The sequence below is a fragment of the Corynebacterium sp. AOP40-4SA-5 genome, assembly GCF_052377355.1.
Taxonomy (GTDB): domain Bacteria; phylum Actinomycetota; class Actinomycetes; order Mycobacteriales; family Mycobacteriaceae; genus Corynebacterium.
The window spans coordinates 74,117-93,619 of the sequence record NZ_JBQSWS010000002.1 but is presented as its reverse complement, the minus strand read 5'-3'; the positions used below and the strand labels follow the sequence as shown (position 1 = coordinate 93,619).

The 19,503-nt window shown below is 71.1% G+C and carries 16 protein-coding genes and 3 tRNA genes; 9 read left to right on the top strand and 10 right to left on the bottom strand.

Annotation, left to right across the window (positions count from 1 at the left end):
* The first annotated feature begins 56 nt into the window (after positions 1-56).
* Complete coding sequence (locus tag ACT3S3_RS01535; RefSeq protein ID WP_444626039.1) at positions 57-458, top strand: DUF488 domain-containing protein; 402 nt, start codon at positions 57-59, stop codon at positions 456-458.
* On the opposite strand, the gene xdhC is transcribed toward ACT3S3_RS01535, so the two are convergent.
* The 5 genes from xdhC to ACT3S3_RS01510 all read right to left on the bottom strand — a co-directional run bounded on the left by xdhC (position 436) and on the right by ACT3S3_RS01510 (position 8,139).
* On the bottom strand, positions 436-1,230 hold the full coding sequence (gene xdhC / locus ACT3S3_RS01530; RefSeq protein WP_444626037.1) for a xanthine dehydrogenase accessory protein XdhC: 795 nt from the start codon (positions 1,228-1,230) through the stop codon (positions 436-438). The genes ACT3S3_RS01535 and xdhC overlap by 23 nt on opposite strands.
* Entirely contained in the window at positions 1,227-3,587 is a 2,361-nt protein-coding gene (gene xdhB, locus ACT3S3_RS01525; protein WP_301442014.1) for a xanthine dehydrogenase molybdopterin binding subunit, read from the bottom strand. The genes xdhC and xdhB overlap by 4 nt, the downstream gene beginning before the upstream one ends.
* The gene (locus ACT3S3_RS01520; protein WP_301442013.1) at positions 3,584-4,978 is read right to left on the bottom strand and encodes a xanthine dehydrogenase small subunit; all 1,395 of its coding nucleotides are present in this window, start codon (positions 4,976-4,978) and stop codon (positions 3,584-3,586) included. The genes xdhB and ACT3S3_RS01520 overlap by 4 nt, the downstream gene beginning before the upstream one ends.
* Before the next feature lie 169 nt (positions 4,979-5,147).
* Positions 5,148-7,562, bottom strand: a complete 2,415-nt coding sequence (locus ACT3S3_RS01515) for an ATP-dependent RNA helicase (RefSeq protein ID WP_444626035.1) — start codon at positions 7,560-7,562, stop codon at positions 5,148-5,150.
* Position 7,563: 1 nt separating this feature from the next.
* Positions 7,564-8,139 (bottom strand): DUF805 domain-containing protein, encoded by a 576-nt coding sequence (locus tag ACT3S3_RS01510; protein WP_301442011.1) that lies wholly within the window; start codon positions 8,137-8,139, stop codon positions 7,564-7,566.
* 169 nt (positions 8,140-8,308) lie between these two features.
* Between ACT3S3_RS01510 and ACT3S3_RS01505 the strand changes: the two genes are divergently transcribed.
* The 3 genes from ACT3S3_RS01505 (at position 8,309) to ACT3S3_RS01495 (ending at position 11,869) form a co-directional block, all read left to right on the top strand.
* A complete protein-coding gene (locus ACT3S3_RS01505; RefSeq protein WP_301442010.1) occupies positions 8,309-9,775 on the top strand; it encodes an FAD-binding oxidoreductase in 1,467 nt (488 codons plus the stop codon).
* Between the two features lie 68 nt (positions 9,776-9,843).
* Positions 9,844-11,211: a class I SAM-dependent methyltransferase gene (locus tag ACT3S3_RS01500; RefSeq protein WP_301442009.1), complete on the top strand. Its 1,368-nt coding sequence runs from the start codon at positions 9,844-9,846 to the stop codon at positions 11,209-11,211.
* A 16-nt stretch (positions 11,212-11,227) separates the two neighbouring features.
* Positions 11,228-11,869, top strand: coding sequence for a septum formation family protein (locus tag ACT3S3_RS01495; protein ID WP_301442008.1), 642 nt, complete (start codon positions 11,228-11,230; stop codon positions 11,867-11,869).
* A 160-nt stretch (positions 11,870-12,029) separates the two neighbouring features.
* Here the strand turns inward: ACT3S3_RS01495 and ACT3S3_RS01490 are convergent, their stop codons facing one another.
* Positions 12,030-12,626 (bottom strand): hypothetical protein, encoded by a 597-nt coding sequence (locus ACT3S3_RS01490; RefSeq protein ID WP_444626033.1) that lies wholly within the window; start codon positions 12,624-12,626, stop codon positions 12,030-12,032.
* Positions 12,627-12,660: 34 nt separating this feature from the next.
* Complete coding sequence (locus ACT3S3_RS01485; RefSeq protein ID WP_301442006.1) at positions 12,661-13,743, bottom strand: histidinol-phosphate transaminase; 1,083 nt, start codon at positions 13,741-13,743, stop codon at positions 12,661-12,663.
* Positions 13,744-13,830: 87 nt separating this feature from the next.
* Between ACT3S3_RS01485 and ACT3S3_RS01480 the strand changes: the two genes are divergently transcribed.
* The 4 genes from ACT3S3_RS01480 to ACT3S3_RS01465 all read left to right on the top strand — a co-directional run bounded on the left by ACT3S3_RS01480 (position 13,831) and on the right by ACT3S3_RS01465 (position 15,182).
* Positions 13,831-13,922, top strand: a tRNA-Ser gene (locus ACT3S3_RS01480).
* A 178-nt stretch (positions 13,923-14,100) separates the two neighbouring features.
* Positions 14,101-14,173: transfer RNA gene (locus ACT3S3_RS01475), tRNA-Arg, on the top strand.
* A 101-nt stretch (positions 14,174-14,274) separates the two neighbouring features.
* The gene (locus tag ACT3S3_RS01470) at positions 14,275-15,030 is read left to right on the top strand and encodes an SDR family oxidoreductase (RefSeq protein WP_444626031.1); all 756 of its coding nucleotides are present in this window, start codon (positions 14,275-14,277) and stop codon (positions 15,028-15,030) included.
* Between the two features lie 76 nt (positions 15,031-15,106).
* Positions 15,107-15,182, top strand: a tRNA-Arg gene (locus ACT3S3_RS01465).
* A gap of 149 nt (positions 15,183-15,331) precedes the next feature.
* Here the strand turns inward: ACT3S3_RS01465 and ACT3S3_RS01460 are convergent.
* Complete coding sequence (locus ACT3S3_RS01460) at positions 15,332-16,144, bottom strand: alpha/beta fold hydrolase (protein ID WP_301442004.1); 813 nt, start codon at positions 16,142-16,144, stop codon at positions 15,332-15,334.
* 44 nt (positions 16,145-16,188) lie between these two features.
* On the opposite strand from ACT3S3_RS01460, the gene ACT3S3_RS01455 reads away from it, so the two are divergent.
* Positions 16,189-17,532 (top strand): hypothetical protein, encoded by a 1,344-nt coding sequence (locus ACT3S3_RS01455; protein WP_301442003.1) that lies wholly within the window; start codon positions 16,189-16,191, stop codon positions 17,530-17,532.
* Here the strand turns inward: ACT3S3_RS01455 and ACT3S3_RS01450 are convergent.
* Together ACT3S3_RS01450 and ACT3S3_RS01445 are read right to left on the bottom strand one after the other, a co-directional pair.
* A complete protein-coding gene (locus ACT3S3_RS01450) occupies positions 17,479-18,153 on the bottom strand; it encodes a response regulator (protein WP_301442002.1) in 675 nt (224 codons plus the stop codon). The genes ACT3S3_RS01455 and ACT3S3_RS01450 overlap by 54 nt on opposite strands.
* A gap of 10 nt (positions 18,154-18,163) precedes the next feature.
* The gene (locus tag ACT3S3_RS01445) at positions 18,164-19,408 is read right to left on the bottom strand and encodes a sensor histidine kinase (protein WP_301442001.1); all 1,245 of its coding nucleotides are present in this window, start codon (positions 19,406-19,408) and stop codon (positions 18,164-18,166) included.
* Positions 19,409-19,503 lie beyond the last annotated feature (95 nt).

The window sequence follows — 19,503 nt, the reverse complement described above, 5'->3', positions numbered from 1 at the left end:
GTGTACACTGGGGTCCGGGCACGAGTCAACAGCATGTTCGAATGGGATGGCGGATGATGGGCAGAATCGAGATAGCCAGGGTCTACGACGTGCAGGGGGACGCGCCGCGTTTCCTTGTCGACCGGCTCTGGCCGCGCGGGGTGTCGAAGGACAGCCTCGGGCTCACCGGCTGGCCGAAGGAACTCACTCCGTCGACGCAGCTGCGCAAGGACTTCCACGACGGCACCCTGGGCTGGGAAAAGTTCAGTGACGCCTACCGTGCCGAACTCGATGACGCCGACAATGCAGACAACGGGGAAACAGAAACCGCCGTCGCTTCCATCGGCGAGGCGCTGGCACAGGGCGACGTCGTGCTCCTCTTCGCCGGCAAGGACACCGAGCACACCCACGCCGCCGTGCTGCGGGACTGGCTGGAGGAGCGGCTGGAGGAAAAGTTCAGCGCGACGGAAGGCGGGTGAGCAGGTCCGCCGCCACACTGACCGCGATCTCCGCGGGGTGGCTCCCGCCCAGGTCAGGTAGGCCTACGGGGCACTGGATCGCCGCGACCGACTCCGGGGAGTGACCGGCCTCGGCGAGCTTCGAGCGGAACCTGGCCCACTTCGCCGATGAACCGATCAGACCCACCGAACCCAGGTCGTCGCGGGCGAGCGCGGCGTCGCACAGGTGAAGGTCCTCGGCATGGTCGTGGGTCATCACCAGCACGTGCGCACCGGCCGGCAGCTCGTCGACCACCGCCTCGCCCAGCACCGCCAGGCGGGTGGTCACCGTCGCCGGAGCGTCCTGCGTCACGGTCTCCGCCTCGGTCAGCTGTGCCGGACGCGAGTCGCACAACCACAGGTCCAGGTCTTGGCGCGACAGGATCCGCGCCAACTCCAGACCCACGTGCCCGCACCCGAACACCGCCACGCACGGCGGCACGTCCAGCATCTCCAGCAGCACCGTCACCTCGCCGCCGCAGCACTGCCGCCCGTGCTCGTAGGGGACCTTGTCGTTCAGCGCGAAGTCCATCGTCTCCGGGGAGGACGCACCGGCGGCCAACATCTCGCGGGCGCGCCGCACCGCCCCGGCCTCCAGGTTTCCGCCGCCGACGGAGCCGGACGTGGCGTCGGCGGTGACCAGCATCTTCGCGCCCGCCTCCCGCGGGGCGTGGCCGCGACGTGCCACGACCGTCACCAGCACCGACGGCACACGACGGGCGCGAAGGTCCGCGGCGTCCGACAACCAGCTCATACCCGAACCCGGGACCGGGCCCGCTCGACCGCCCAGTACACCGCCTCCGGCGTCGCCGGGGACGGCAGCTCCACCTGCTCGGACAGGCCCGCGCCGAAGGCGGCGACAGCCTGGCGTAACGCCTCGCGCACGCTGAAGGCCAGCATGAACGGCGGCTCGCCCACCGCCTTCGAGCCGTACACCGCACCGGACTCGTGCGCCTTGTCCAGCAGCTCCACCCGGAAGTCGCCGGGCAGCTCGGAGAGCGAGGGCAGCTTGTACGTGGACGCCCCGGCCGTGGCCAGGCGTCCGGTGCCGCGGTCGCCGGGGCGCTCACCGGTGTCCCAGCGCAGGTCCTCCAGGGTCAGCCAGCCCAGGCCCTGCACGAACCCGCCCTCGATCTGGCCCAGGTCGATCAGTGGTGAGAGGGAGTCGCCCACGTCGTGGACGATGTCGACCCGGCGCACCTCGTAGGAGCCGTCGAAGCGGCTGACCTCGACCTCGGCGGCGGCGACCCCGTAGGCGAAGTACTTGAACGGCTCGCCCTGCATCACCGAGGCGTCCCAGTGCAGGCCCTCGGTGCGGTAGAAACCGCTGGCGGAGAGCTGCACGCGCTGCATGTACGCCGTGGACACCAGGGACTGCCAGGTCACGGACTCCTCGCTGCCGAGGGCGGTGACCAGGCCGCGGCTGAAGCGCACGTCGTCGGCGCTGACCCCCAGCACGGAGGCGGCGACGACGCGCAGGCGCGACACGATCTGCTCGCAGGCGTCCTTCACCGCACCGCCGTTGAGGTCCGCCCCGGAACTCGCCGCGGTGGCGGAGGTGTTCGGCACCTTGTCGGTGCGGGTGGGGGACTGACGGACCAGCGTCATCGGCACGCCCAGCGTGGTCGCGGCGACCTGCATCATCTTGGTGTGCAGGCCCTGGCCCATCTCCGTGCCACCGTGGTTGACCAGCACGGAACCGTCTTTGTACACCAGTACCAACGCCCCGCCCTGGTTGAAGGCGGTGAGGTTGAAGGAGATGCCGAACTTCACCGGCGTCATCGCCAGCGCCCGCCGGCGCGAGGGGTGCGTGGCGTTGAAGGAGGCGATCTCGGCCTCGCGGGCCTCCACGTCACCGTGTTCGAGCACCTGGTCCCACGCGGCGACGGCGCGCTCGGGGTGGCGCACCGGCATGGCGTAGGGCGTGGACTGCCCGGCGGAGTAGAAGTTGCGTCGGCGCACCTCACGGGCCGGCAGGCCCAGCACCTGGGCGATACGTCCCAGGATGTCCTCGATCACGAGCATGCCCTGCGGCCCGCCGAAACCGCGGAAGGCGGTCTGCGAGGTGCGGTGGCACTGCGCGATGCGCCCGTGCACGGCGATGTGCGGGATCCAGTAGGCGTTGTCCACGTGGCACACCGCGCGCGCCAGCACCGGCTCGGAGAGGTCCAGCGACCAGCCGCCGTCCGCGGTGAGGGTGGTGTCCAGCCCGGTGACCAGGCCCTCGTCGGTGAATCCGACGGTCCAGGTGGAGTGGAAGCCGTGTCGTTTGCCGGTCATCGTCATGTCCTGGGTGCGGTTGAGCCGGACGCGCACCGGACGCCCTGTCAGCGTGGCACCCAGGGCGGCGACCGCAGCGTAGCCGTGCGGTTGCATCTCCTTGCCGCCGAACCCGCCGCCCATGCGCAGCGACTGCACGGTGACCTCGTGCGCGGGCACGCCGAGGACGTGGGACACGATGTCCTGGGTCTCGGTGGGGTGCTGGGTGGAGCAGTGGACGAGCAGCTGGCCGTTCTCGTCGAGCAGCGCCAACGACGCCTGCGTCTCCAGGTAGAAGTGCTCCTGCCCGCCGAACTCGAAGGTGCCCTCGAGCACGTGCTCGGCGTCGGCCAGGGCCGCGGCGGCGTCGCCACGCAGCATCGTCGGTTGCGCGCCGTGGAAACTGCCGGCCCCGATGGCGTCGGTGAGGCTGAGCACGGCGGGCAGTTCCTCGTACTCCACCTCCACCGCGGCCGCGCCCAGCCGGGCGGCCTCGTGCGACTCGCCGAGCACCCAGCACACCGCGTGGCCGTGGAACATCACCTCGCCGCCGGACGCCTCGGGGAACAGCGGCTCGTCGTGCTTGGTGCCTGCGTCGTTGACGCCGGGCACGTCGGCGGAGGTGAGCACGCGCACCACACCGTCGAGCGCCAGGGCGGCCGTGGCGTCCAGCGAGACGATGCGTGCGTGCGCGTGCGGCGACTGCACCGGCTCGGCGTGCAGGACGCCGGGGTACCGGTTGACCAGGTCGTCGGTGTACAGGGCGGTGCCGGTGACGTGCAGGGACGCCGACTCGTGCGGGTGGGACTCGCCGACCACGGGGTCGGCGGGACGCTGCGAGAGGACACTCATCGCGACACCTCCGCTGTTTCTGCGTGCTCTTCGTAAAAGCGTTCCAGCGAGGTCGCCAGCATCGCCGAACGGTAGTCCGCACTCGCGCGGTGGTCGGACATCGGCGTGCCTTCGGCGCGCAGGACGTCCGACGCGGCGGCGACGGTCTGCGCTGTCCACGGCGCGCCGACCAACGCGTCCTCCGTCGCCAGCGCGCGCAGCGGGGTGGCCGCCACCCCGCCCAGGCCGATGCGGGCGCGCGTGACCGCACCGTCCTCCACGGTGAGCGCGAAGGCGACGGCGACGGAGGAGATGTCGTCGAAGCGTCGTTTCGCGATCTTGTGGAAGGCCGTCAGCGGTGCCAGCGGCAGCGGGATCCGCACGCGCGTGATCAGCTCACCGGGCCGGCGCACGGACTGGCGGTAGCCGGTGAAGTAGTCCGCCAACGCCACCTCGCGCACGCCGTCCGCACTGGTCAGGACCAGTGAGGCGTCGAGGGCGAGCAGGGCGGGTGCGGCGTCGCCGATGGGGGAGCCGGTGCCGAGGTTGCCGCCGAGGGTTGCGCTGTTGCGGATCAGGCGGGAGGCGAACTGCGGCAGCAGCTGGCCGAGCAGCGGCACCTCGTCACCGACCTGGCGTTCGATCTCGGTGAGTGTCTGCGCCGCGCCGATGTCCACGCAGGTGTCGGTGCGCAGAATGCCGCGCATCTCCGGAACGCGGTCCACGGCGATGACGTCCGCCGGACGCTCCCCGCGCAGGTTCACGCCCACTCCGTGGTCGGTGGAACCGGCGACGACGGTGATCGACGGATCCTCGGCGAGGATGCGACAGGCCTGATCCAGGGACTCCGGACGCCGGAAACGCGCCGTGCCGCCGGTGAGGTCGGTGCGCGCCGCGCAGGGCGCGGGGGTGTCGCGGCGCTGCGCGAGAGCGTCGGCGGAGCCGGGGGAGTCAGGCGTGCCGAGCGCGAGGGCGGCGTCGCGGATCGGACGGTAGCCGGTGCAACGGCACAGGTTGCCGGACAGCGAGTGCAGGTCGAAGGGCCTGTCGGACTCCGGGCGGTAGTACTCCGCGGTCATCGAGCAGATGAAGCCGGGCGTGCAGTAGCCGCACTGCGAACCGCCGCGCACCGCCATCTCGTGCTGGACGGGGTGCAGGTCACCGGCGGTGCCGATGCCCTCGGCGGTGACGACCTCCTGCCCGTCGAGGGCGGCCGCGGGCAGCAGGCAGGCGTTCACCGGCGTCCAGCGGGTGGTCCCGTCGGTGGCGGTGTCAGGGCGGGCGACCATCACCGCGCAGGCGCCGCACTCGCCCTCGGCGCAGCCCTCCTTGCAGCCGGTCAGACCGTTGTCGCGCAGCAGGTCGAGGAGGTTGACGTGGGGGTCGGTGCCGTGGAGAGTCGCTCCGTTCACCGTCACCGATATGGGTGCTGAAGTCTGGGCTGAAGTCACTGGTGGATCTCCTGGTGACTCGCGGTGGGCAGGTCGCCTGGGTCCGGACGCCCCGTCACGGGGCCGTATAGCGACCGGCTGTCCACCTGTTGTCGCACAGATTATTGCACCGGGAGATTTCGCGCAGGTTTCACGGATTCTCCGGCCACGGATGTTTCGGGTAGCGCCCCCGCATCTCGGCACGGACCTGCGCGTACGCCCCGGACCAGAAGCCGCCGGGGTCGTCGGTCACCGCCACGGGGCGTCCGGCCGGCGAAAGCAGTTCGAAGCGGACGCGACGTCCGGCGACCTCGGGGGAGACGTGCAGGCCGAAGCAGTCCTGCAGCCGGGTCGACACCACCGGCGGGGTGTCGGCGGCGTCGTCGACCTGCGGGTAGGTCAGCCGCACGGTGCGCCCGGACGGCAGGGTCAGCGTGGTCGGCGCGTACGTGTCGACGGGACGGTCCCAGGGGATCAGCCCGCGCAGCAGCCCGGCGAGGTCCGGGCGCCGGCCCGCCGCCAGGTCCGGCACCACGAAGTCGAGCAATTCACTCTCCCCGCCGCGCACGTCCGGGTAGCCGTCGATCCCGTTGACGTGCAGGTACTGGATGCGTTGGCGCAGACTGCGCGCATTGTCCGACCAGGTCAGCACGTCCATGCCGTGGGACGCCAGGCCACGTCGCACCGCCGCGGCACGGGTGGCCTCGGAAAGGTCCGCGGTGGCCACCGGGGTGGACGACAACTCGATCGCCCCGAGACCGCGCACGCGCCGGGCCTGCAGCTTCCCGGCGGGGCCACCGGGGGTCCAGGTGCAGGTCAGCTCGTCGGTGAGCAGCGGGGAGGCGGCCTGGAGGGCGAGCTCGCGCGACAACGGCACCGCCGTGTGCACCAGCGCCTCGGTACTGCTCGTGTTGCCGCTGTTGCGTCCCAGGTCGGCGATGGCGATCCACGCCGACGAGTGAGCCTTCGCGTCGCGCCACACCACCCCGGTGCCGGACGCGGTGAGGTAGCGGTTGGAGTCGCCCACCCGGTGCGCCACCAGGCCCGGGAACGCGCAGGCCACGGTGTACGCCACCGCGTCCTCACCACGCAGGTCCGGGGAGGACGTCCCGGCGTCCAGCAGCCGTTCGAGCCGGCGCGCGCCCTGGGAGCCACGCGCCTGACGCACCGCCGCCGGCAGGTCGCTCACGCGTGACCCCTCGTCGACGACGTGCAGCACCGCGGCGACGGTGCGCACGTCGACCCGTCGGGACGCCACCGTCGCCCCGCGCGCGAGCCGCGGGTCCGTCGGCACCGCGGCGAGGCGGCGTCCGACGTCGGTCACCCGGCCGTCGGCGTCCACCGCACCCAGGGAACGCAACGTGGCCTCGGCGGCGTCGGAGGCGGGGCCCGGGAAGGCGTCCGGCAACGGCAGGTCCGCCCCGCGCGGCGAACCCCAGCACGCCACGTCCAGCATCGCCGAGGTCAGGTCGCTCGTCGTCACCGCCGGCGGGGCGAACGCGGGGGCCTTCGCGAACTGCTCGGCGGTGATGCAGCGGTACACCGTGCCCGGCCCCTCACGTCCGGCACGTCCGCCGCGCTGCGTGCAGGACGCCTGGCTCGCCACCTCCGTCACCAGCACGGACAAGTCGCGGGAGGTGTCACGCCGGGCGGTGCGCGCCAGGCAGGAGTCCACCACGACCCGCACGCCGGGCACCGTCAGGGAGGACTCCGCGACGTCCGTGGCCACGACCACGCGCCGGGTGTCACCGCCGCCGCGCACCACGGCCGCCTGCTCGGCGGTGGACAACCGGCCGTGCAGTGCGAACGCCTCAACCCCGTCACCTGCCAGCCTGTCGGCCAGGGTTGTGGTGTCGCGGATCGTCGGCACGAAGACCAGCACGTCGCCGTGCGTCTCCGCCAGCGCCCGACGCACCGTGGCCAGCACCACGTCCTGCACGGCGGTGCGCGACCGCCGGTCCCGGTTCACCATCGAGGCGGCCGAGTCGGCGTAGCGCACGTCGAGGGCGTGGATGGGGGAGGGGACGTCCACCACCGGTGCCGGCGGGTCGGCGAGCAGCCCGGCGAAGCGGGCGCCGTCCACCGTCGCCGACATCGCCACGACCACCAGGTCATCGCGCAGTTCGCGCAGCTGGGCCAGCATCGCGAACACCAGGTCGGACTCCAGCGCACGCTCGTGCACCTCGTCGACGACGACCGCCGCCACCCCGTCGAGGTCCGGGTCGCGCAGCATCCGGCGCAGCAGCACCCCCGGCGTCACCATCTCGATCAGGGTCGACGCCCCGGCCCTCCGGTCCCCGCGCACCGTGTAGCCGACCTCGTCGCCGAGCCGGACGCCGCGTAGTTCGGCGACACGCGTCGCCGCCGCGCGGGCCGCCACCCGCCGCGGCTGGGTCACCACGACCTTGCCTGTGCTCCCCTGCGTCCCCTGCACCGCCTCGGCGACGTACTGCGGCGCCAACGTGGTCTTGCCGGTGCCCGGCGGGGCCTGGACCACGGCGGTGCCGCGGGTGCGTACCGCGTGGATCAGGGCGTCGCGTCCGGCGGCGAAGGGGAGGTCGGTCACCTCACCACCGTAACCCCTCGCGCAGTCCCTCCTGCAGGGTCACCGCCAGGTACGGCACCGCGACGGCGAGGTAGCAGACCGCGGACACCGCCGCGCCGGACAGCCACGTCCACGCGTCGCCGGCGGTGTCGGCATCCTGACCGGTGTGCAGCCTGTTCAGGCCGATGGCCGCCTGCACCAGCGCGCACAGCAGCAGCACGACCTGTACGAGGACCACGTAGCCGCGCGCCGACGGGGCGCGGGGTCCGTCGTCCAGCCACTCCGGTCGCACCAGGTGCGGACGCGAGCGCGTGGCGAACAGGAACACCAGGATGATCTGCCCGACGAGCGGGATGAAGCCGTACAGCAGGCATGCCGCGGGATAGCCCGCGTCGTGCAGGCGCCGACAGCTCAACGCCAGCACCGGGATCACCAGGAGCAGCCAGGTGAGGCCGGCGACGGTGGAGTAGACCTCGTCCGGCGGTGTCCGGAGGTTTTCGCGCAGCAGGCGGTAGGCCAGCGTGACCAGGACGTACGCCAGCATGATCCACCAGAAGCCGCTCCGGGAGGTCAGCCCGCTGAAGCGGTTCCAGCGCACGAAGAAGTCGACGAGAGCCTGAAGGAGGGTGTGGGGGTGGGACCGGTGAGGGAGGGGTTCCTGAGTCTTATCTTGGAGAGAGGAAGTCGAGGATGTCACGGTCGTCCATGCTAGGTCACGACCCCCGGGGCACGGCAGGGTTCCCACAGGAGGGCTACAGTGGCCTCCTATGGGACTGAAGGAGAAAGCGGTCTCCGTCGCCGGCAGGATCACCGACGCGGTACGCATAGGAAACGGACTTGACCAGCGAGACCTCGCCCCGGTGGGGTGGTTCGCCCACGAGCAGGCGGTGCAACGCCTGAAGGACAGCTTCGACGCCGTCCCACCCGGCAGCCGGGTACGGCTGGCGAAGAAGACGTCCAACCTCTTCCGGGGACGCTCCAGCGACGCCGTCGGGCTGGACGTCTCGGGCCTGCACGGCGTGATCGCCGTGGATCCGGTGGCGTGCACCGCCGACGTGCAGGGCATGTGCACCTACGAGGACCTCGTCGACGTGCTGCTGCCCTACGGGCTCGCACCGACGGTGGTGCCGCAGCTCAAGACCATCACCCTCGGCGGGGCGGTCACCGGCATGGGCGTGGAGTCCACGTCCTTCCGCAACGGGCTGCCGCACGAGGCCGTCCTGGAGATGGACGTGCTCACCGGCACCGGCGAGATCCTCACCTGCTCGCCCACGCAGAACACCGACCTGTACCGCGGCTTCCCCAACTCCTACGGGTCCCTGGGCTACAGCGTGCGGCTCACCGTGCGGTGCGAGCGGGTGGAACCCTACGTGGACCTGCGGCACGTGCGCTTCGACGACGTGACGTCGCTGACCGAGGCGCTCGACCGCATCGTGACCGACAAGGAGTACGACGGCGAGCGCGTCGACTACCTCGACGGCGTGGTCTTCAGCCTTCAGGAGAGCTACCTGGTGCTGGGCCGCGCCACCGACGAGCCCGGTCCGACCAGTGACTACACCCGGGAGCGCAGCTACTACCGCTCGCTGCAGCACCCGGCCGGCGTGCTGCGCGACAAGCTGACCGTGCGCGACTACCTGTGGCGCTGGGACGTCGACTGGTTCTGGTGCAACCGGGCCTTCGGTGCGCAGAACCCCACGGTCCGCACCCTGTGGCCCCGCGACCTGCTGCGCTCCAGCTTCTACTGGAAGATCATCGGCTGGGACCGTCGTTTCGATCTGGCCGACCGTATCGAGGCACACAACGGGCGTCCGCCGCGTGAGCGGGTGGTGCAGGACATCGAGGTCACCCCGGAAAACCTGCCGGAGTTCCTGACCTGGTTCTTCACCACCTGCGAGATCCAGCCGGTGTGGCTGTGCCCGATCCGCCTGTCGGACGATGCCTCCTGGCCGCTGTACCCCCTGTCACCGGGGGAGACGTGGGTGAACGTGGGTTTCTGGAGTTCGGTGCCGGCCGACCAGATGGGGCCGGACGCCCCGGAGGGCGCCTTCAACCGCGAGATCGAGCGCGTGGTCTCCGACCTTGGCGGGCACAAGTCCCTGTACTCCGAGGCGTTCTACACCGAGGAGAAGTTCGCCGAGCTGTACGGCGGTGAGCGTCCCGGGGAGCTCAAGGCGGTCTTCGACCCCGACGGGCGGTTCCCGGGACTGTACGAGAAGACCGTGCGCGGCGTGTGAGCGGCACGGAAGACAGATACACGAAGACGAAGAAGACGCAGATGACGCAGAGGACACAGAGGAGAGAAATGAACAGGGGTTTCACGCCGCTGACGGTGGGAGAGATCGTCGACAAGGTCATCACGCCGCCGGCGCCGTTCCGGGTGACCGCCTTCGACGGGTCGACTGCCGGGCCGGCGGACGCGGAGCTGGTGCTGGAGATCACCTCGCCGGACGCGTTGGCCTACATCGTCACCGCCCCCGGTGACCTGGGCCTGGCCCGGGCCTACATCACCGGCAGCCTGCGCATCAGCGGGGACGAGCCGGGACACCCGTACCTCGTCTTCGACCACCTCCAGCACCTCTACGACCAGATCCGCCGCCCCTCGGCGAAGGAACTGCTGGACATCGGCCGGTCGCTCAAGGCGATGGGTGCGATCAAGCTGCAGCCCGCCCCGGAGCAGGAGACGCTGCCCGGCTGGAAGCGCGCCATGCTGGAGGGGCTCTCCCGGCACTCCCCGGAGCGGGACAAGGAGGTCGTGAGCCGCCACTACGACGTGGGCAACGACTTCTACGAGCTCTTCCTCGGCGACTCCATGGCCTACACCTGCGCCTACTACCCGGAGTTCGAGGGCGAGGACCAGGTCACCGGCCCCGACGGCGGCTGGGGTTACGCCCAGTGGGAGAAGGGCGCTGTGGCCAACGGGCCGCTGACCCAGGCCCAGGACAACAAGCACCGGCTGGTCTTCGACAAGCTGCGGCTCAACCCGGGCGACCGGCTGCTGGACGTGGGCTGCGGCTGGGGCGGCATGGTCCGTCACGCCGCGCGCAACGGTGTGAAGGCCGTGGGCGTGACCCTCTCGCGCGAGCAGTACGAGTGGGGCAAGGCCAAGATCGAGGAGGAGGGCCTGCAGGACCTCGCCGAGGTGCGCTGCATGGACTACCGCGACGTGCCGGAGTCCGACTTCGACGCGGTCAGCGCGATCGGCATCCTGGAGCACATCGGTGTGCCCAACTACGAGGACTACTTCTCGCGCCTGTACGCCAAGCTGCGCCCGGGCGGCCGGATGCTCAACCACTGCATCACCCGCCCGCACAACCGGAAGACCAAGACCGGCCAGTTCATCGACCGCTACATCTTCCCCGACGGCGAGCTCACCGGCTCCGGCCGGATCATCACGATCATGCAGGACACCGGCTTCGACGTGGTCCACGAGGAGAACCTGCGCCCGCACTACCAGCGCACCCTGCACGACTGGTGCGAGCTGCTGGCGTTGAACTGGGACGACGCCGTCCACCTCGTCGGCGAGGAGACGGCCCGCCTGTTCGGCCTGTACATGGCCGGTTCGGAGTGGGGTTTCGAGCACAACGTGATCCAGCTCCACCAGGTCCTGGCGGTGCGCCCGGATGAGTCCGGCCACACCGGGGTGCCGGTCCGCCAGTGGTGGAGGTCCTGACGGTAACCTCGTCACGATGAGAACGATCACGCGAGGTGCCGTCCGGGCGGGTGCTGCGGTGGTGCTGTGCACGCCGCTGCTGCTGGGGGCCTGCACCATCGGAGACCCGGAGCCCGACGACGACGCCCCCGGCGGGTCCGTGGGCACCGAACCGCCGCCGGACAAGCCCGTTCCCGAGTCCGACGCCGCCGGCGAGGAGGACGGCGCAGAGGACGGCGACGAAGACGCCGTGCCGGACGACGAGGACCCGGACCAGCCGGACGTGGACCCGGTGGAGACCGACCCGGGCTCCCGGGGCGCCCGCGGTCTGGCCATCGGCGACTGCGTGGCGGACATGGGGCAGCTCGAGGGCACCGGCGACATCGACCTGGTCGACTGCGCCGAGCCCCACGCCGGTGAGGTGTTCGCGCAGGCGGACATCGCCGGCAAGACCCTCTTCCCCGGCAACGAGCAGCTCGGCGAGGAGGCCGGCGGCATCTGCGGCGGTGACGCCTTCACCACCTACGTCGGGGTGGGGTACGCGGACTCCGCGCTGGACGTGGTCACCATGATGCCGTCGAAGGAGAGCTGGGCGCAGGAGGACAGGACGGTGACCTGTGTGGTCACCGACCCGAACATGGACGGGATCGACGGCAGCCTGGAGCAGAGCTGGCGCTAGCGGGGACGAGGGAACAGAACCCGGGTACTGCAGATTTCGCACCTCATAAGCATCTGACTCTTGCAAAAGGCCAGGTCAGATTTAAAGAGGCTTCTTATGGGGTGCGAAATCTGCTGTGGGACGGGTGCTGTCGGGGGGCACCCCGTCCAGGAAAGCGCCCCTACCGCTCCAGTAGGGTCACCAGTTTCTGACGGTTGGACTCCACCAGGTGCGCGACGGTGAGCTCCCACGCCTGCGTGGACGGCAGCCGCAGCCGCCGCTCGACGTCCTCGAGGAGGGCGTCCACCAGGGCGGGGACGGCCGGGGCGGTCGTGCCATCCTGCGCGGGGATCATGGTCACCGCCTCCGGTGAGCCCCACACCGCCGGGTCGGCGATGAAGAGGTGGCCCTGCGCCGCGGCGTAGCCGAGGGCGGCGTCGCGCAGGTCGGAGAGCTGGTCGTCGGTGATCTCACCGGCCGTCCAGGCGTCCTCCACCAGCGGGACGCGGTCGACCGGCTGGTGGGCGTCCACGATGCCCTCGACGAGCTGCGTGGGCAGGGTGACCAGGGCGCGGGAGGCGGCGGAGTAGACGTCCGCGGCGTCGAGGTAGGGCCGTCCGACCACGATGGTGCGGGCCAGCTCGCGGCTGGCGGTCATGAAGGACAGCAGGGTGGTCAGCTGCTCCGCCGGGGCGGAGTTGAAGCTGCGGACGTCGCGCACGGCCGGCGAGGACGCCGGGCGGGTGGCGAACAACGGGGAGAAGGATGGCGTGTACATGACCCCATGCTGGACGCCCGGTGTTTCCGTGTAGTTACCGTTCCGGGAAGAACTCGGACGCCAGGGCGTCCAACGCCTGGACGACCACGTCGGTCTCCGCCTCGTCGGTGATCGTGATGCGCACGCCCTCCCCGTCGAAGCAGCGCACCGCCACGCCGAACTCACCGATGGCTTCCTCGAATGCGGCGGCACGGTCGTGCAGGTCCAGCCACACGAAGTTGCCCTGGGAGGGGATCCGCCAGGCCTCGGGGATGTGCTCCAGCACGCGCGTGCGCTGGGTCACCGTCTCCTCCGTGCGCTGGAGCAGCTCGTCCCGGGCGGCGATGCTCGCCACCGCGGCGGCCTGGGCGACGGCGCTGACGCTGAAGGGGATGCAGACCTTGTTGACCGCCTCGATGAACTCCGGGCGCCCCACCAGGTAGCCCACCCGCAGGCCGGCCAGCCCGTAGGCCTTGGAGAAGGTCCGCGCGATCGCCAGGTTCGGGAAGTCCGCGAGCAGGCCCAGGCCGTCGGGGAAGTCGTCCTCGCGGACGTACTCGATGTACGCCTCGTCCAGCAGCACCTGGACGTCCTCCGGCACCGCGCGCAGGAACGTGATGAGCTCCTCGCGCGACACCGTGGTGCCGGAGGGGTTGTTCGGGTTGCACACGATGACCAGCCGGGTGTGCTCGTTGATGGCCGCGGCCATCGCCGGCAGGTCGTTGCCGTGCCCGGCGGTGAGCGGCACCTCGACCGGCGTCGCGCCGGCGACGCGCACCAGGATCGGGTACGCCTCGAAGCTGCGCCACGGGTAGACGACCTCGTCCCCGGCGTCGCCGCCACGGCACGTCGCCAGCACGGCCTGCTCGATCAGGGAGGACGACCCGGCGCCGACGGCGACGTTGTCGGCGTCCAGCAGCAGCGAGGACGGCCCGGCGAGCCACTCGGAGATGGTGGTGCGCAGCTCGTGGGAGACGATGTCCGGGTACCTGTTGGCCGTGGCCAGTGCCTCGGCGGCGGCCCTGGTCACCCCGGGGAGCGGGCCCTGGGAGGACTCGTTGCTCGAGAGCTTCACGGGGTGGCCGTGGAGACTGCCGGGGACGTACGTGGGGAGGGAGGTGAGGTCGGCGCGGATCATGCGGTCAAGAATAGTCTCCGGCAGGTTTTGATCTGGTGCGGGGGGCTGATGTATGGTTCGAGTCGTCCGTCACGCACGTGGCGGCATGGAGGCGTGCCAGAGCGGCCGAATGGGACTCACTGCTAATGAGTTGTCTGCTTAACGGCGGACCGGAGGTTCAAATCCTCTCGCCTCCGCCACTTCAGTTTCCTCAGGCTTTTCGTGAGGACGTGTCGTCAGCCGTCCGGTTCTTGTGGTGAGTTACCGGACATTCAGGGCGTGGTCCCGCTATATGGGGTGTGTGGTGTACCCCGGGATCGCGTGACACGTCCCGTCTGGTGGTGTGCCGAGGAATCTGGAGTCGCTGGAAACAGCGTCGCGCCCGTAGCTCAACGGATAGAGCATCTGACTACGGATCAGAAGGTTGGGGGTTCGAATCCCTCCGGGCGCACGCTTTTCTTGGGTGAGCCCCCGCTCACGGTGTTCTTCACCGTCGGCGGGTGCTCACTCGTTTCCGCCATAAGAGTCGTGACGTGCTGATACGGTCGGCTCATGACCTTCACCACACTCATCACCGGCGCGAGCTCAGGCCTCGGCGCCGAACTCGCCCGCCAGTCCGCCGCCGCCGGCCACGACCTCGCGCTCTGCGCCCGCCGGACGGAGCGCCTGGCCGCCCTCGCCGCGGAGATCGCGGCGTCCTGCCCCGCGGTCACCGTGCGCACCTACGCGCTGGACGTGACCGACCCCGACGCGGTGCGCGAGGTCTTCCAACGCGCGGACGCCGAGGCGCCGCTGGACCGCGTGGTGGTCAACGCGGGGCTGGGCAAGGGGCGCAAGGTCGGTTCCGGCAAGCCGGAGGCCAACCGCGAGACCGCCACCACCAACGTGCTCGGCGCGCTGGCGCAGGCGGAGGCGGGCATGGAGATCTTCCGGGCCCGCGGTGCCGGGCACCTGGTGCTGGTGTCCTCGGTGACGGCGCTGCGCGGCAACCGCAAGGCGATGACCACCTACGGTGCCACCAAGGCCTTCGTGGCGAGCCTGGGAGAGGGGCTGCAGTCGGAGCTGATGGTGTCGGGGGCTGGTGGTATTGACGTGACGGTGCTGCTGCCCGGCTACATCCGCTCGGAGATGAACGAGAAGGTCGAGCAGAAGACCCGGTTCATGGTCGACACCGAGACCGGGGTCCGCTCGATGATGGCGGCGATCGAGGCGCGGAAGCGACGGGCGCTGGTGCCCGGGTGGCCGTGGCGGCTCATCGGCCCGCTGCTGAAGGTGCTGCCGTTGAAGGTGGTTTCGAAGCTGGTGTGATCGGCGATCTACCAGGCGCTTTGCTGCTTTCCGGGGTGGCGTGTAGGCTATGGTCTCGTTGCAGAGATGCAACGGCGCGCCCGTAGCTCAACGGATAGAGCATCTGACTACGGATCAGAAGGTTGGGGGTTCGAATCCCTCCGGGCGCACCATTCAAACGGCCCCGTCATCTTCCCGGATGGCGGGGTTTCGTGCTGCGCGGGTGATCCCGCGTCGCGTGCCGGATTCGTCCCGTCGTTGACAGGGGGTCGGACGGGGCGCGGGGTTCGCGGGAGTCGCGACAGGATGGCCCGCCGGGACCTCACCGCCGGAACTTGGCCGCGGTGTGGATGAACGCGCCGATCATGTCCGGCCAGCGCGCCACGTCCTGCGGGGAGTAGGCCGTGGCCAGCTGGGAGCCCGGCAGCAGCGAGTGCAGTTCCTCGGCCACCGCCACCGGGTGCGCGGGGTCGCCGACCCAGGCCAGGATCAGCGTGGGGATCCGGCGTTCCCCGAGGGCGGCGATACGCTCCCGGGAGGGCAGGTCGTTGCCCGCCGCCCCGCGGAACACCGTGGGCAGCAGATCCTCCGCCACGTCCGGCATGGTGAACGGCACCTCGGTGCTGCGCGCCGGCGGCGCGGGCTCCGCACGGGTCGTCTCGGCGAAGGCGGCCAGGCCGTGCTCCTCGACGAACTGTGCGGAACGCTCGTACATACCCGCCCGGTCCCCGCGCAGCTCCCAGGCCGTCGGCGGGATGCACAACGTCATGGACGCGTAGTCGTGCCCGGCCGCCGCGGAGGTCAGGATCGTCGCCGCCCCCATCGACTGGCCGACCACGTGCACCGGCGCGTCCGGGGAGAACTCGGTCGCAACGTCCTCCAGGTCGCGGGCCAGGGAGGTCCATCGGTAGGCCGCCGGGTGCTCGGGCCCGGACGACCGGCCGTGGCCACGGGCGTCGTAGCGAAGCACGCGCAGTGCGTCCTGACCTGCGGTGAGGTCGAGGCCGAGGGCCACGTCGCGGGCACGGCTGGAGGTCAGCCCGTGCAGCTGGACGACCGGGGTGCCGTCCACGGGACCCCAGATGTCGTGAGCGAGGGAGGAGAGGGCGTCTGTCTTGTCAGGTGTGCGACTCATGCAGGAAATCCGTGTGTAATCCCACGGCCCTATCGTCCGTGGGTATGAGACTGACAACTGTAGCCCGTATGGAGCTCGCCGCAGGACAGGTACACGTCTTCGACCAGACGGTGTCCCCTGTGTCTGCTGCGTCTCCCGGTGCGCCCGGCCACGCCCCGTCCTTCGACCAGGCGCGCCACGCCGCCGCGGGCTCGCGCCCGGGCAGCTGGATGGCTGTCGCCTTCGCCGTCCCGTCCGTCGGACGCGGACGCCTCGCCGCGGCGTGGGACCGGGTCGTGGCCCGTCACGGCACGCTGCGCACCGTGCTCACGCAGGACGCAGGACGCATCCGCGTGCAGGACGTGCAGGTCACGGGCGGCCGTTGGCGCCGTGCGGGCGATCGCACGCAGGATCCGCGCGCCGTGCTGCGCGGGGTCTTCGACGAGGCGTGCGAGCCCTTCGGCTCCCCGTCGCACCGGCTCAGCGTGGTCGACCACGGCGACGGCACGTGCACCGCCGTCATCGGCCTGGACCACAGTCACACCGACGCATGGTCGCTGCTGGTGCTGGTGCGCGACATGCTCGCCGCACTGGAAGATGCTCCACTCCCGCCTGTGCCCTCCTTCGGTGATCACGTCCGCGCGCTTGCGGGCCGCGACGCCGCCCCGGCGCACGTGCGTGAGCGGTGGTGCCGGATCATGGAGGAGGGCGACGGCGACATGCCGGTGTTCCCCCTCGACCTGGGCGACGTCTCCGAACCCCGCGACGAGGTCGTCGAGGTGCTCGACGTGCTGGACGCCGCGGGCGTGGCGCGTCTGGAACGCGCCGCCGAGGCCCGCGACGTCCGGTTGCTGCCGTTGGCGGTGAGCGTGCTCACCCAGGTCAACCGGGACATGGGGGCGGGGCGGTTGCGCGCGGTGTTCCCCGTGCACTCCCGGCGCGGACCGGCCGACGACCCGGCGCGGTGGGCGGACTCGGTGGGCTGGTTCATCACCAACTCCGTGCTGGACTGCGACTCGGTCGACCCGTCCGCGTGCGCCACCGCGGTGCGCGACGCGATCACCCTGGGGTCCTACCCGTTGGAGCCGTTGCTGCGCCCGTGGGGCGGGATGCCGAACACGCCGGGCATGTTCGCCCTGTCGTGGCTGGACAACCGTCGGCTGCCGGTGCAGGTGCCGGACGCCGCACACCCGCAGCACGTCTCGGCGTGGATCCGCACCGACGGGGTGATGGCGTGGTTCGTCCTCAACGACGACGGCATGCACCTGCGGGTGCGCTACCCCGGCACGCCGGAGGCAGTGGCGACGGTGGGGCAGTGGGCGCGGCGGGTCGCCGACGGGCTGCGCGCGCTCGGCTCAGACGACCCCGTTCTCGTAGGCGAAGACCACGACCTGAGCCCGGTCGCGTAGGCGCAGTTTCTGCAGCACCTTGCGCACGTGGGTCTTCACCGTCTCCTCCGAGATGAACAGCACCTCGGCGATCTCGGCGTTGGAGCGACCCGTGGCGATCTGTTCGACGGTCTCGCGCTCCCGCGGCGTCAGCGAGGCCAGTTCGGTGGACGCCCGGCGTGGGGCGGAGCGCGGGGAACGAGCCACCGCGTCGGCGATGAGGCGTCGGGTGACGGTGGGGGCGAGCAGCGCCTCGCCGGTGACGGACAGGCGCACGGCGCGGGCGAGCTCGTCGGCCGGGGCGTCCTTCAGAAGGAACCCGGAGCAGCCGATGCGCAGCGCCTCGTAGACGTAGTCGTCGAGGTCGAAGGTGGTGAGCATGATGATCCGTGGGGCGGGGTCCAGCCCGGAGGACAGGATGCGCCGGGCCGCCTCGAGCCCGTCCATCACCGGCATGCGCACGTCCATGAACACCACGTCCGGGTGCAGGCGGGTGGCCTGCTCCACGGCCTGGGCACCGTCGGCGGCGTCGCCGAGCACGGTGATGCCCTCGCGTGAGTTCAGCAGCGCGGCGAAGCCCTGGCGCACCATCGCCTGGTCGTCGACCACGAGCACGGTGGTGGGTGCCGGGTTGTCGGTCATGGGGGTCACGTTACCGGGTGGGTGCGGGCACGGCGGCGGTGACGGTGAAGCCGCCGTCGGCGGCGGGCAGGGCGGTGAACGTGCCGCCCACGGCGCGCACCCGGGCGGACATGCCCTGGATGCCGGCCCCGCCGCTGTGCTCCGGGGGGACGATGGCGTCCGGCGCGGCCGGGCCGTTGTCCACCGTCAGGGTGACCCAGACTTGGTCCCCGCCGTCACCGTCCAGCTCCAGCCCCACCAGCACCGCGGACCCCGGGGCGTGGCGTGAGGCGTTGGACAGCGACTCCTGCAGCACCCGGTGCAGCACCACGCCGGTGGTGTCGTCGAGGCGGGCGGACACCGCCGTGACGTCCTGCGGCGACCAGGACACGTCCACCCCGGCGCGCCGGGCGGCCTGCAGCGTGGGGCCGATCTGGTCGGTGCCCACCGGGGTGGTGGCCCCGTCCTCGGCGTCGCTGCGCAGCACCCCGAGCAGTTCGCGCACCTGGTTGAGGGCCTCGCGGGCGGTGTCGGAGAGGGAGTCGAACTCCGCGTGGATCGCCGGGGTCACCCCCTGCAGGCGGTAGGGGGCGGACTGCGACTGCACCACGATCATCGACATCTGGTGGGCGACGACGTCGTGCAGGTCGCGCACCAGACGGTTGCGTTCCTCGGCCATCACCCGCATCTCCGACTGCTCGCTGGTGCGGGTCTCCTCCAGGCGCAGGTCCCGGCGGGAGGCCAGCAGCCAGCGCACCAGCAGGAACAGCACCGTCCACACGGTCACGCCCACGACCCAGCCGACGCGGGCACCGTCCGGGTTGGTGAGCATCAGGACCCCGGTGGCGGCCACGGCGAGGATGACCGAGTTGCGTGGGGCGCGCACCACCACGACCGCCAGGGTGAACGCCAGCGCCAGGTGGAAGGGCACCGGCCAGCTGAGCATGTAGGTCTCCTCGGTGCGTAGCGGGGCGCTGATGAGGCAGGCCAGCACGACCGCCAGCCAGGACGGCACCGGGTGCCACAGGCTGGTCAGCACCGGCAGCGTACCGACGGCGGCGAGCAGCGGCACGATCGCGGCATTGAGTCCGTGGGTGACGAAGTAGGTCGGCCAGGCCACCGTGAACAGGACCGTGGTGAACAGCGCCACGAGCAGCAGCACCTGCGGGGTCACGCCGGCGCGCGAGGCGGGACCGGACACGGCGCGCACCGTCGAGTCGGTGGCACGCGCGATCGCGCCGCGAAACGGTCGGGTGGGCTGGTCGCTGCGTCTCATGCCTGTGACGCTAGTCGGCGGTGCGGCCACCCGGATCCCCCTGGAGAGTGAGATCCACAATCACCCTGCGGAGGGATCCACGCGGGGAAGGACGC